General features: G+C 64.1%; 14 protein-coding genes. 2 read left to right on the forward strand and 12 right to left on the reverse strand.

Annotated features, from left to right (window positions below; genetic code table 11):
* Nucleotide 1 precedes the first annotated feature (1 nt).
* The 12 genes from HUI96_RS19470 to HUI96_RS29485 form a co-directional block, all read right to left on the reverse strand.
* Nucleotides 2-208 carry a rcc01693 family protein gene (locus HUI96_RS19470; RefSeq protein WP_425299242.1) on the reverse strand — a complete coding sequence of 69 codons (207 nt, stop codon included), beginning with the start codon at nucleotides 206-208 and terminating at the stop codon, nucleotides 2-4.
* Nucleotides 205-543 carry a gene transfer agent family protein gene (locus HUI96_RS19475; protein WP_188256334.1) on the reverse strand — a complete coding sequence of 113 codons (339 nt, stop codon included), beginning with the start codon at nucleotides 541-543 and terminating at the stop codon, nucleotides 205-207. Before HUI96_RS19475 ends, HUI96_RS19470 begins: the two co-directional genes overlap by 4 nt.
* Nucleotides 540-956, reverse strand: a complete 417-nt coding sequence (locus HUI96_RS19480) for a phage major tail protein, TP901-1 family (RefSeq protein ID WP_188256335.1) — start codon at nucleotides 954-956, stop codon at nucleotides 540-542. Before HUI96_RS19480 ends, HUI96_RS19475 begins: the two co-directional genes overlap by 4 nt.
* Nucleotides 957-991: 35 nt before the next feature.
* Entirely contained in the window at nucleotides 992-1,399 is a 408-nt protein-coding gene (locus tag HUI96_RS19485; protein ID WP_188256336.1) for a DUF3168 domain-containing protein, read from the reverse strand.
* Between the two features lie 168 nt (nucleotides 1,400-1,567).
* Complete coding sequence (locus HUI96_RS19490; protein ID WP_188256337.1) at nucleotides 1,568-1,903, reverse strand: phage head closure protein; 336 nt, start codon at nucleotides 1,901-1,903, stop codon at nucleotides 1,568-1,570.
* Nucleotides 1,903-2,475, reverse strand: a complete 573-nt coding sequence (locus tag HUI96_RS19495) for a head-tail connector protein (protein WP_237684228.1) — start codon at nucleotides 2,473-2,475, stop codon at nucleotides 1,903-1,905. The genes HUI96_RS19490 and HUI96_RS19495 overlap by 1 nt, the downstream gene beginning before the upstream one ends.
* Nucleotides 2,476-2,595: 120 nt before the next feature.
* Entirely contained in the window at nucleotides 2,596-3,843 is a 1,248-nt protein-coding gene (locus tag HUI96_RS19500) for a phage major capsid protein (protein ID WP_188256338.1), read from the reverse strand.
* Nucleotides 3,840-4,526, reverse strand: a complete 687-nt coding sequence (locus HUI96_RS19505) for an HK97 family phage prohead protease (protein WP_188256339.1) — start codon at nucleotides 4,524-4,526, stop codon at nucleotides 3,840-3,842. The genes HUI96_RS19500 and HUI96_RS19505 overlap by 4 nt, the downstream gene beginning before the upstream one ends.
* Entirely contained in the window at nucleotides 4,523-4,855 is a 333-nt protein-coding gene (locus HUI96_RS19510) for a DUF6107 family protein (RefSeq protein WP_188256340.1), read from the reverse strand. The genes HUI96_RS19505 and HUI96_RS19510 overlap by 4 nt, the downstream gene beginning before the upstream one ends.
* Before the next feature lie 182 nt (nucleotides 4,856-5,037).
* Entirely contained in the window at nucleotides 5,038-6,216 is a 1,179-nt protein-coding gene (locus tag HUI96_RS19515) for a phage portal protein (RefSeq protein ID WP_188256341.1), read from the reverse strand.
* 211 nt (nucleotides 6,217-6,427) lie between these two features.
* The gene (locus tag HUI96_RS19520; RefSeq protein ID WP_425299244.1) at nucleotides 6,428-7,684 is read right to left on the reverse strand and encodes a DNA-packaging protein; all 1,257 of its coding nucleotides are present in this window, start codon (nucleotides 7,682-7,684) and stop codon (nucleotides 6,428-6,430) included.
* Entirely contained in the window at nucleotides 7,650-8,135 is a 486-nt protein-coding gene (locus HUI96_RS29485; RefSeq protein ID WP_237684229.1) for a hypothetical protein, read from the reverse strand. Before HUI96_RS29485 ends, HUI96_RS19520 begins: the two co-directional genes overlap by 35 nt.
* 363 nt (nucleotides 8,136-8,498) lie before the next feature.
* On the opposite strand from HUI96_RS29485, the gene HUI96_RS19525 reads away from it, so the two are divergent.
* Nucleotides 8,499-9,482 (forward strand): IS1595 family transposase, encoded by a 984-nt coding sequence (locus HUI96_RS19525; RefSeq protein ID WP_188256343.1) that lies wholly within the window; start codon nucleotides 8,499-8,501, stop codon nucleotides 9,480-9,482.
* Between the two features lie 488 nt (nucleotides 9,483-9,970).
* Entirely contained in the window at nucleotides 9,971-10,747 is a 777-nt protein-coding gene (locus tag HUI96_RS19530) for a hypothetical protein (protein ID WP_188256344.1), read from the forward strand.
* The last annotated feature ends 750 nt before the right edge of the window (nucleotides 10,748-11,497 follow it).

The following is an 11,497-nucleotide window of genomic DNA, read 5'->3' on the forward strand; positions in this document are numbered from 1 at the left end:
TCTACTTGTCCGGATAGGCAGCCATCAGGGCCGCGAACTCACTGCGCTTCGGCGCAGCCGGAGCCCGGCCGAAATGGACGCTCATCGCGCGTTCGAGCTCGCGAGGGGTCATCGACCAGAAGTCCTTTGGGGAAAGCCGCAGCACGCCGACTCCCAGGGCCATTGCATGCTCCCATGGGAATTCGCCCAATCCGCCTGCCGCGGTCACCGAGGGTCCAGCGATCCGCTCCCCCTCGCGCCAAAGGTTGCCGCCAGCAGTTCGGATACGATCGCGGCAAAGCCCGCCACACCGCCCTCGGCCTGCATTGCGGAAACCTCCTGATCGGAAATGTCGTTGCCGCCGCCGCGCAGGCCCGCCGCGGTGATGCGGATCAGGTCGCGGGCGGACAGCCGGCCGCTGCCGAACCGCTCGACCAGCGCCCCCAGGTCCTCGGCCTCGTATGCCGCCTCCAGTTCCGCCAGCGCTCCCAGCGTGAGGCAGAGACGAAAGCTGCGCCCATCCAGTTCGGCGGCCACTTCGCCGCGTCTGCGGTTCACCGTCATGGCGCCGCCTCGAAGCTCAGCGCGCCCGCCGATTCCAGACCGATCTCGAAGGTCACCTCGCCGTCGTGATTGCCCGCATATTCCAGCGCCGTGATCTGGAACGGGCCTTCGACGATGCCGAAATCCGGCACCGCCAGTTGCCACACGACGATCTCGGCCGCGAAGAAGCGCGACCGGATCGAAGCATCCGACTGAGCGTCCTTGAAGATGCCCGAGCCGCTCACCGACGCGCGCTGGATGCCGCTGCCGGCCAGAAGCTCGCGCCAGCGGCCCGCGGAGTCGGCATCGGTCACGTCGACGGTTTCGCTGTTGAAGGCGAGCCGCCTCGAACGCAATCCCGCGACGGTGACGAAAGTGTCTAGACCATTGGTGTCGATCTTCAGCAAGAGGTCCTTGCCCCTCTGCGCAACCATTTCGATCTCCTGGTGATGATGTGTGGGGCCGCCGCTCAGGCGTTCGGTTCGACCAAGGCCCGGAACCGCAACAGCCCGTGATAGACGGAGAGGTCCTCGTCGAAGCGGACCTCCGAATATTCCTGGCGGAAGCAGACCAGGTGGACTCCGGTCAGAGCCAGCGCATCTGGCCGGAGCGCCTCGCCGGCCCGCTCGATGATCTCCAGGGCCTGCTTCTTGCCCTGACCCTTCGACCAGACATGAAGGGTGAGGATCTGCTCCTCGCCGCTTTCCGTCCCTGTGCTCCAGTCGAACAGGCTGGTCCTGCCGAGCGTGATATATGGAAAGCTCGCTTGCGGCGGCGCGTGGTCGTACACCTTCGCCCCGCCAAGCAGGCCCACGAGCGCGTTGTCGCTGGTCAGGGCGGCGACAACGGCCTTCTGCAGCTCAATCGCGGCGCTCATGGCGTTCGTCCTCCAACACAGTTCGTCTGCCGGCGGGCATGACTCGATCGGCTCTCTCGGGCGACGAATCGACGGTGGGCTCACCAGCCTCCAAGGCATCGGCCAACCCATGCGCTCTTGCCCGCAGCGCCCGGATCATCCCGTCCAGGGTCAATGCCATGGTCACCTTCACAGGCCGACTTCCCTGACCAGGCAGATCAGATAGCGCCCGGACTCGTCGGGATCGTGGACGCTTGCGATGTCGAAGACTCGTCCCTGCTTTATCAGGCGCATGCCGCTCGCCGCATCCACCCGATGTCGTATGGTGATGCGATGCGTGTTTTCTTCGAGCGTCTGGCCTGCGCCGAAGTTTGCCTTCTGCGCGACAGGCTCGATCAGCCCGAACACGGTCGCGACTTCCGTCCACTCCGTGTCATGCCCACCCAGCCCGTCCGGCGTGAGGCTGGCAGCCTGCAGCAGCAATTCTTGTCTCAGCGCACCCGGATCGATGAAGGTGGAGCGCATCAGAGCCTCCGGTCCCGGTAGCCGGCGATCATACGCTCATACTGGGGCGGATAGGAGACCGGCTGCTCGTCGGGGCCATAGCTGGCGCGGAACTCGTGCCAATGCGCCACCAGCACCAGGATCGCCCGGCGCAGCAGGTCCGGCACGTCTACGCCCGACTCTCCGAAACCTGCCCGGAAATCCACCTCAAGGCCGTTCATCGCCCGCGTCGCTGGCGGCCTGTTAACGAACAGCAGCCGCGCCGGACGCGAGATGAGATCGACCTGGTAGCTGCCCGGCGTCACCAGCGAGGCTTCCCCCTCGCTTCCATAGGCGGTGACTGAGACAACCTCCCGCACCGGGTGCCGCATCAGCAGCACGACCTTATTGGTAGGAATGCAATCGATCGCGAGCCGCCAGTCCTGCTCGATGAGGGCCAGTCCCGTCGCACGCTCCACATCCTCGCGGGCAGCCTTGATCAGCCCGGCCAGGAGCTCGTCCTCGGCCGTTCCGGACATGCGCAGGAATGCCTTCGCCTCGGACACGGTGACGGGTTCGACTGCCGGCTCTACGGTGCGCAATAGCGTCATCATTCACTTCCACATGGGAGAAAAAGAAGCGGCCCTGGCTGGGGTGAGCCAGGGCCGCGACGGCACGTCTTTTGGGGAGGCGGTGGAGGAGGCCCGCCTGCCCTGCGCTTCAAAGGTGAGCGCTCAGGTCGTGCCGTATTTCATCAGCTTGATCGCCTCGAAGTCCTGCACACCGCCGCCGACGCGCTTCGTCGTGTAGAAAAGCACGTAGGGCTTTGCAGAGTACGGGTCGCGCAGCACCCTGACGCCCGTCCGGTCGACGACGAGATAGCCCCGCGAAAAATCGCCGAAGGCGATCGGCGTCGCATCGGTTGCCGCGTCCGGCATGTCCTCCGCCTCGACGAGCGGGAAGCCCATCAGCATCGCACGCTGCCCGGCGCCGGCCGGCGGCTGCCAGAGATAGTTGCCGTCCGCGTCCTTGAGCTTGCGGATCGACGCCTGGGTCTTGCGGTTCATCACCCAAGTGGCGTTCTGGCGATAGCCCGCCTTCAGGGCATAGACCAGGTCGATCAGCTTGTCGGAGGGGTTGCTTGTCGGCAGGCCACCGGCAATACCGGTCGCGACATAGCCGATCTGACCCCACGTCCAGCTCGCGTCGGCCACCTTGGTGTAGTCGAGAAAACCCTTCGGCTTGTTGGTGCCGTTGCCGGTCACGAAGGCCGTGCCTTCCTGCTCGGCGAAGGCCGTCTCGATCTCCGCCGCGATCCACTGGTCGAGGTCGACGACCGCGTCCTCGAGCAGCGCCGGCGTCGCCGCAGGCATGGCGTAGAGCTCGGCCGTCGGGAACTGCAGCTCGTCCAGCGTGGGCGACGCGGTCTGCGGTCGCGCAGCGGTTTCGGCCACCCAGCCGACCGCCGGCCCGCTGATGGCGAAAGGCTTCTTCAGCACCGCCGAAGAGACCTGCCGGACCGAAGCGATGGAGCGGATCGGCGAGATCTGTGCCAGCCTCTTCCCGATCTCCGCCTCGATCTCGTCCGGCACCAGGTAGCCGCCGTCGGCTCCGGAGCCGTAGGACATCGCTTTGAGATCAAGCGTCCGCATCGCCCGCTCGTCGCCGCGGCGCAGGTATGCGTCGAACGCCGCCTTGTGCTCGGAAGGCGCCTCCCGTCCTGTGCTGCCGAGCGCCGGCCGCAGCCGCTTCAATGCGAGATCGTCCAGCCTGCGCTTGTGCTCGTCGAGCACCGTGGAGATGCGCTCGACCTTGTCCGAGGTCACCACGTCGGCGCCGAGCCTTCGCTCGATCTGCGCCAGCTTCTCGTCGTTGGAGGCCTTGAACGCCTCGAAGGTCGTCATGAACTCGCCGAACGCGTCGGCAAGGTCGGCGTCCGCCGATTTTGTCTCAAGCCCGCTCGGGCTCGCCAGTTCAGTCATCGTGCTTTCATCCTCTTGATGTGCATCATGCGTGTCGCCTCGCGAAGCCGGTTCACGAGGTCGGCTGTCGTCCCCGGTGCAGCATCCCGCTCGGCCACCAGGCTGGCATAGCCGCGGGCGATCACCGCCCTGGCCTCGCCGCGCGTCAGCCCCGCATCCCGCGTGAGCCAGCGTTCGAAAGTGCGGATCGTCGGCAGCGCGCGCCTGCCCTTCACCGTCTCGACGCGCGCACCGGGCAGCATCGGAAAGGTGACGATCGAGATTTCCCAAAGGTCGGCCTCGACGATCTGCCGCACGCCGCGGGCGGCATCGGCGCGCGCCTTGACGGCGCGAAAGCCGATCGAGAGCCCGTCGAGCGCGCCGGCCCGCATCAGCGCAAGCACCTCGCGCGCTTTTGCGACGTCCTTCGCCAACTGGCCGCGCACGAACAGGCCGCGCGTGTCTTCCTTGAGTTCGGTCCAGACCCCGATCGGCTCGCCCGGATCATGCTGGTAGAGCATGCGCACGCCGGCGGCCCCGCGCTCGCGGATCGAGCGGGCAAAGGCGCCGCGCAACACCATGTCCTTGCCGAGGTCGACCGCGCCGAACAGGCTGGCATAGCCGGAGAACGCACCGTCGGCCTCCACCTCGTCCAGCGCGAGTTCCGCATATTTGCGCTCGCATGCACCGCGCCTCGCGATCATTTCCCGCTCCCGTTGAAAATCCATCCGAGCCCCTCGGCGAACATCCGCTTCAGCAGCCCCAGCGCCCACCAGGCGCTCAGGCTCGCGGCCGCCGCACCCATGAGGGCCAGCTCGGTCGAGCCGATCGTCTCCTCGAGACCAAGTTCGGTCGCGATCTTCAGGCCGGCGGTGCCGCCGAACACCAGGCCGCAGACCAGCCCGACGGCGAAGCGGATCGCAGCTTCGCGACGGCCCGTCGGCAGCATGTAGGCGAGCGAGATCGCGGAGCCCGCGACCGCGCCGGCCCCCTTGGCGACCCAAATCCAGGCCGCCTCGTAAAGGTCTGTCATGGAGGGTGTGTCCGTGTTGGAAGGGAGTAGGGCAGTAGGGGAGTAGGGCAGTAAGGGAATAGGGAGTTGATGGAACGCAAATGTACGCCACAGCCAGTTAGGGGCGCATAACGCGACTAGGACAAAGCGGCTGTGAAGGGCCTTACTGCCTTACTGCCTTACTGCCTTACTGCCTTACTGCCTTACTGCCTTACTGCCTTACTGCCGTACCCCACCGCCTCCCGCTTCTCGTCGTCGCTGAGGAAGTCCGCCGCCCCGATCCTCGCCCACAGCGCCTCGCGCTCGGCGGCCAGTCCCTCGATCTGGTCGGCGTCGAACCACAGTCGGAGATCAGGGCCGAAGGCCGGCGCCAGCCAGGCGGTGAGCTCGCGCGCCGTGCGCGCCACCAAGGGCAGTACGGTCATGCGATAGTAGGCGCGGTTGGCCTCCTGGTAGTTGGCGTAGGTGTTGTCGCCGGGAATGCCGAGCAGCATCGGCGGCACGCCGAAGGCGAGCGCGATGTCGCGGCTCGCCGAATGTTTTGCTTCGATGAAGTCCATGTCCTTGGGCGACAGGCCCATCGTCTTCCAGTCGAGCCCGCCTTCAAGCAGCAGCGGCCGCCCGGCCCGGCTCGCGCCCGAATAGCCCTCCTCCAGTTCCGTCTTCAGGCGGTCGAACTGGTCCGGCGTGAGATTGCCGCCGTCCTTCGGCGCGTAGACCAGCGCACCGGAAGGCCGTGCCGAATTGTCGAGCAGCGCCTTGTTCCAGCGCCCGGCGGCGTTGTGCGTGTCGAGCGCCATCAGCGCCGCCTCGAGCGGCGGGAACCCGCAATGGTCGTCGAGCGGATGGAAAAGCGTCAGATGCAGCGCGCCCTCGCCCGGCCGGCCGGTCGGCACCAGCCGCTTGGCCGCACCGCTCCTGTATTCCAGCGCCATCGGCCAGCCATTGCCGTCGCAGGCGATCGCCACCCGGTCTGGCCGCAGCAGGTGCAGTTCCCGCGCGCCGCCGCCATCCGCCAGCTCGACATAGGCGTTTCCGGAGATCAGCAGGTGCCCGTAGAGCGCCTCGAGGAAGGTCGCCCCGGCCTGGCGCGGGTTCGGACGCTCGAGCAGTGCCAGCAGCGGGTGTTCGGTCAGCTCGGTGTCGCCCTCGTAGAGCAGCCAGGGTGCGGCCGACGCCGTCTCTGCGATCAGCCGCACCGCGCGGTGCACGATCGGGTTGCGCATGAAACCTTCCCGCGCCAGCGCCGCATAGTCGCGGCGTGTCCACGCGGCGTCGGCCTGCATGTGCAGGGCCACGAACGAGCCGCCCCGGCCGCTCTTCGCCTCGGCCACGCCGCCGCCGTTCCGGGCGCCGCGGCGCCAGGGCCAGTTCAATCGCATTCGCAGGCTCCTTGTTGAAGGGAGTGGGGCAAGTAGGGGACTAAGGGAGTAGGTGTTGGGTAGGGCAGTAGACAGGAAGGCATTTGCCAGTCGGCACTAGAGGCTGGCGGAGAGAGGAACACAGTCGGTTCGTGGCGATGCCTTTGAGGACCACCCTACTCCCCTACTCCCCTACTCCCCTACTCCCCTACTCCCCTACTGCCCTACTGCCCTACGCCGCCCTCACCCTCGGCTCGCCCGTCCCGCCCGGCATCAGTTCCGTCACCGCCCAGACCAGCGCGTCGACGCGGTCGGGCGAGCGCCCGCCGGAAAGACCGTCCGGGCCAAAATCGCACATCTCGTCCTCGAGCAGCGGGAAACGGCCGGCATGCACCACGCGGCCCTGCTGGTAGAGCATCGCCACCGGCTCGGCGCGCGTCCATTTTCCGCGTCGTGCCCGCACCGGCTTGACCGGCAAGGAAGGATCGGCGGTGCGGATCACCGCGCTCACCATGTCGCCGCCCTGGTTGACCTCCGCCACAATCGCGTCGGCATCGAGCCGGTGATAGAGCGCCACGGCCGCACCCGCCCAGTCCTGCGGCCGCGCCGCGTTCACCGTTGCATCGGCCAGCACCACCGCCCTGCCATCGCCGTCCAGCCCCGCCGCCACGATCCCGCAGGCATCTGAGCTGCGCCGCGAACTCGCCGGGGGGTCGACCGCCACCACGATGCGCTTCAGCTCCGGCACCTCCGCCACGAACGCCGCCTCGACCAGCGCACGCGGCCACAGCGCGTCCTCGCGGTCCTCGATCAATTCGCCGTCGAGTTCCTGCCGCCCCAGCCTGGTCCCGCCGTATCGCTCCTCGATCGCCTTCATAAAACCCGGCGCAAGATTCTTCGCGTTGCCTGCCGTCGCCATCCGCATCCCGGTCACGCCGGGATCGGCCAGCAGCTTTTTCATCAGCGCGGTTGGCCGCGGCGTGGTGGTGATGATCTGGCGCGGCAGCGACCCCAGCCTCAGCCCGAACTGCAGCATGTCGAAGGTCGCCTCGGCCTGTCTCCACTTCGCCAGCTCGTCGCACCAGGCCGCCTCGAACTGCGGCCCGCGCAGGCTCTCCGGATCCTCGGAGGAGAACACATGCGCCACCGCGCCATTGTCCCACACCACCCGCCGCCGGCTCGTCTCATAGCGCGCGCGGTTTCCCCGCGCCGTGCTGATGATGCCGGACGGTCCCTCGATCATCACCTCGCGCACGTCGCCAAGCGTCTCGCCGACCAGTGCGATGCGCCCGTACCTCAGCCGATCCGTGAACGGGGCAAAACCCCGCACCAGCGCGTTCACCCATTCGGCGCCGAGCCTGGTCTTGCCCGCCCCGCGCCCGCCGCTCACCAGCCAGGTCAGCGGCCGCCTGCGCGCTTCGCCATACTGGCCCTTCAGCGCGCTGAAGAGCCATTCATTTCGGATCAGCGGGGCTCCCGCGAAACCCACCTCTCTCAGCGACCATTTCCTCTGCGAGCTCGCGAGCGAGCTCGATGATGCGGTCGTCGATGCGCTGCAGCATGGCGGCGGTGTCTTCATCCCGGTCGTTCTGCTTATCCTCTGCCGCTTCTTCAGGCAGCATGACGTCGCCGATCTTCTCCAGCCCGCGAATGGCGACGATGATCGCGTCGAGCCGCTCCTTGTCGATCCTGCCGCCGTTCTCCATGGCCGCGCGGTTCAGCGCCTCAACCTGGTCGAGCAGCATCGTCGCGTTCTCGCGGATGCGGGCGAGGATCTCCTCGCGCGACGCCCGCCCGAGCCGCCATTTCTCCCGCTCGGCGTCCTGTCTAAGCGACTTCAACTGCCGCCCGCTGACATCGGCCAGCAGCTCCAGCGTCGCCCTCGCCCCTTCGGCAAGCGCGCGCAGCGCCCTCTGCTTCGCCGTGACTGGCTGCGGCATGGATGAAGATTCCTGATTGTCCGATGGTTCGAATTGGAGGATGGCCGTCGTCCACCATCGCCGCCGCCGTGGTTTCTCGATGACGTGGCGCGGCGCTGCAACTGCTAATCTCCCCCCTTGTGGGGGAGATGTCCGGCAGGACAGAGGGGGGCGCCTCGCACCTCCTCACCCGGCGAGCGTGGTCGAAGGCTGAGGTATGAGGCCGGCGCAAATCCTACACCGAAGCGCTCCGCCACCCGCACTTTTCCGACGATAGCGAAACCCTACCTGAGGACCGTCACGCCGTCAAGGATTATTTTCCTAATTATATACTTGACAAAAGTAACCCTGTGGTGTGAAATACAACCACTAGGAGTTACCGAGATGACCGACCTTCAGAACCCGATGTTCCACGATGACGACGCGGCCCGCGAGGCGCTCGAAGCCGTCCGTTGGCCTCATGGTCCGAACTGCCCTCATTGCGGTAACGCCGACGCCAGCAAGATTGCCAAGGTCGAGGGCAAGAAGCGCTCGCATCGTCCGGGCCTCTACTACTGCAACGAGTGCAAGGGTCAGTTCACCGTGACCGTTGGGACCGTGTTCGAGCGCTCCAAGATCCCGCTTTCTAAGTGGTGGCTGGCAACGCACCTCATGGGTTCATCCAAGAAGGGCGTGTCCGCGCACCAGCTTCACCGTATGCTTGGCGTCACCTACAAGACCGCTTGGTTCATGGCGCATCGCATCCGCGAAGCCATGAAGGAGGACGTGAAGTCGTCCGGCCCGATCGGCGGCGAAGGCAAGACCGTGGAGGCCGACGAAACCTACATCGGCAAGCGCGAGACGCCCCGCGTCTATGCCCGTCCTCGCGCCCGCAAGAACTGGAAGCCTACCAAGTCGGGCAAGGCTGGCGGCGCTCAGAAGCGCATCGTGGTTGGCCTCGTGGAGCGCGGCGGCAAGGCCCGCATGTTCCATCTGCAGAACGCCACGGCAACGACCGTGCGCGAAGTGCTGGTCCGCAATGTAACCCGCGACACGACCCTCTACACCGACGAGTCCCGCCTCTATGTCGAGACCGGCAAAGAGTACGCCAAGCACGACACCGTGAAGCATTCCGCCAAGGAATACGCGCGCCGCGAAGGCGAACTGGTCGTTCACACCAACACGATTGAGAACGTGTTCTCGGTTTTCAAGCGCGGCATGGTCGGCGTGTACCAGCACTGCGGCGAAGCTCATCTACACCGCTACCTTGCTGAATTCGATTTCAGGTACAATCGGCGCGCCAAGCTCGGCTTCACCGATGCCATGCGCGTTGAAGAACTGATGCAGGGCATCGAAGGCAAGCGCCTAACCTATCGAAGTGCTCACTAAGCCAATAACGCCTAAGCAGAAGGCGGCAGCCTTGATGCGACGGCGTAAGCGCAAGAAAGACTGACACTCCATTACGTGATATAGTGGAGGGAATCGGGTTGCAGCCCGATTCCCTCAGTCCACGCCTTGAGTGGTGCCACCGTGGACTTGAAACAAAGCAGCGACGTGATGTCGCCGCATCCCGGCTAGTGGCGGCCCTAGTAGAAGGAACGCCATAACCATGGCTAAATTCACCTATCGACGGACTACTAACGAAGGCAGCTTTGACATCGCGCTCAATCTCGATCTAGCGCTAGTCCTTCGTATTGTTCTTATCTTGCTTCCTGCTTTGACGTAATTTTTCGGGGCGCGGCGCTGCCCTTTGTGCCGCGTCCTTCTTACCAGTATCGTGCGGTTGGGGCGGTGTCTTTACCAAGCGTTCCATGATTCGCTTGGTTTCATCCAGATCTTCTTCTTTCTGGGGGCGATTACCCATGTGCGACAGTGCCATGCTGAAGGTTGACCGGGCCTCGAAAGGCGTCCGCGATCTTAACGAACTTTTTCGCGAACGTCGCCCCTTCGGCTACTTCGTTGAAACAAACACAAAAACCTGCAAGCGCGCCACGTTCGCCAAAAAGAACAAAACCGTCGTGAACGAAGCCGCCATCATGTGCGGGGAGATCATCCACAACCTCAGGAGCGCCCTCGATCACGTCTATTGGGAGATCGTGTCTCCTTTTGCGAGTACCGAACGAGAGCGGAAAAAGGTTCAGTTCCCGTTCTGCGAAGAGGCGGGACGGCTTCAGAAAACCGTGGAGGACAGACTGGCCGACAGGGTTTCTCCAAAGTTCTTCAAAGCCATCATGGATTTGAAGCCCCATGGCGAACCTGGCGGGAACGAACTTCTCTACCTCATCGATAAGCTCGATATTCTCGACAAGCACAGGCTCCTGATTCCAACGGGCGATTACACACGCATTTCCGAGCAATTGCTTAGGGCGCAAGTCCCCGACTTCCCCCAAGATCTCTCTATCGACTGCGTGATATTCGGCAGTAATCAAAGAGATATAATGTGGGGCGTTCCGCGGCATGTGCTGGCAAGGATCGACCTTGGGGGCATCCGCCCGCCTACGCTCAACCAGTTCGAAAAGGAACTTGATGTGCCCGTTGACATAGTTTTCGAGATCGGAGGCGACGGAACGCCTCGACCAGTCATTCCAACGCTTCACGCACTGGTCAATGTGACGGCCAAGACGATCAAGATCATCAAGGCCGCCGCCCGCTAATCCCGGCCCGTCACACTCCATTTGCATCGGCGAATCACCTACTTTTGTTAAGTATCCAATTAGGATTATTTTCCTAATTATATACGTGACAAAGTATGACCGATTCGCTAGAGAAGTCAGGACAGGCCGGCCCGATACAGAGATCGGAGATGGAACGCTCTATCTCCGAATTGCTTTTGGCTGAGATTGAGTTGGCGAAGCCAGACGATCTAGCGTTTCTTGAGCTACAGGTTCCTCGCATAAGTCGGAAAGTAGCTGATCTAGTTCTGGGTCTTGAGGGGACGGTCCTTCGTCGGGATCAGTTCTAGCGGCCCTCAAAATGTCGCGGAAGCGTATCGCGATGTCAGCGATCCAGTAGTTATCGCGAGCGAGCTTCCTAAGCTCCCGGCTCTTGTAAACAAACATGTCTTTGGGGCTGTGGCCCTTCCAGATAAGAACCTTCTGGTCGGCCGTTATTAGGGCGTCCTTCACCTCCGGGGAAATGCCCCAAACATGGTGAGCAAGTTTGTCGCGGGCCTTCTGATTGCGTCTGGCTACCGCCAAAATCGCGCTGAGAACCGCGAAGGAGAGATGGGTAAGATTGTTTCTGGCGATAGCTATGAGGGCAGCCGATTTGGCCGACTGGGTTTCGAGCGCCAGATAAGCAGTCGTGGCAGCGGTGCGGTTATCGCGACTGTGAATCGGCGTGCAATTTTGACCCCTTAGCAGGGAGGATCGGCGTCCAAAATTGACCCCCCTCATTCAGTCGAT

This window comes from Pseudaminobacter soli (ex Zhang et al. 2022) (assembly GCF_014595955.1).
GTDB lineage: Bacteria > Pseudomonadota > Alphaproteobacteria > Rhizobiales > Rhizobiaceae > Kumtagia > Kumtagia pseudosoli.

Bases quoted from the DNA above. Each gene is read 5' to 3' on its own strand.
- HUI96_RS19475 (WP_188256334.1), bottom strand. From the start codon at position 543: ATGACGGTGAACCGCAGACGCGGCGAAGTGGCCGCCGAACTGGATGGG.
- HUI96_RS19480 (WP_188256335.1), bottom strand. From the start codon at position 956: ATGGTTGCGCAGAGGGGCAAGGACCTCTTGCTGAAGATCGACACCAAT.
- HUI96_RS19485 (WP_188256336.1), bottom strand. From the start codon at position 1,399: ATGAGCGCCGCGATTGAGCTGCAGAAGGCCGTTGTCGCCGCCCTGACC.
- HUI96_RS19490 (WP_188256337.1), bottom strand. From the start codon at position 1,903: ATGCGCTCCACCTTCATCGATCCGGGTGCGCTGAGACAAGAATTGCTG.
- HUI96_RS19495 (WP_237684228.1), bottom strand. From the start codon at position 2,475: ATGATGACGCTATTGCGCACCGTAGAGCCGGCAGTCGAACCCGTCACC.
- HUI96_RS19500 (WP_188256338.1), bottom strand. From the start codon at position 3,843: ATGACTGAACTGGCGAGCCCGAGCGGGCTTGAGACAAAATCGGCGGAC.
- HUI96_RS19505 (WP_188256339.1), bottom strand. From the start codon at position 4,526: ATGATCGCGAGGCGCGGTGCATGCGAGCGCAAATATGCGGAACTCGCG.
- HUI96_RS19510 (WP_188256340.1), bottom strand. From the start codon at position 4,855: ATGACAGACCTTTACGAGGCGGCCTGGATTTGGGTCGCCAAGGGGGCC.
- HUI96_RS19515 (WP_188256341.1), bottom strand. From the start codon at position 6,216: ATGCGATTGAACTGGCCCTGGCGCCGCGGCGCCCGGAACGGCGGCGGC.
- HUI96_RS29485 (WP_237684229.1), bottom strand. From the start codon at position 8,135: ATGCCGCAGCCAGTCACGGCGAAGCAGAGGGCGCTGCGCGCGCTTGCC.
- HUI96_RS19525 (WP_188256343.1), top strand. From the start codon at position 8,499: ATGACCGACCTTCAGAACCCGATGTTCCACGATGACGACGCGGCCCGC.
- HUI96_RS19530 (WP_188256344.1), top strand. From the start codon at position 9,971: ATGCTGAAGGTTGACCGGGCCTCGAAAGGCGTCCGCGATCTTAACGAA.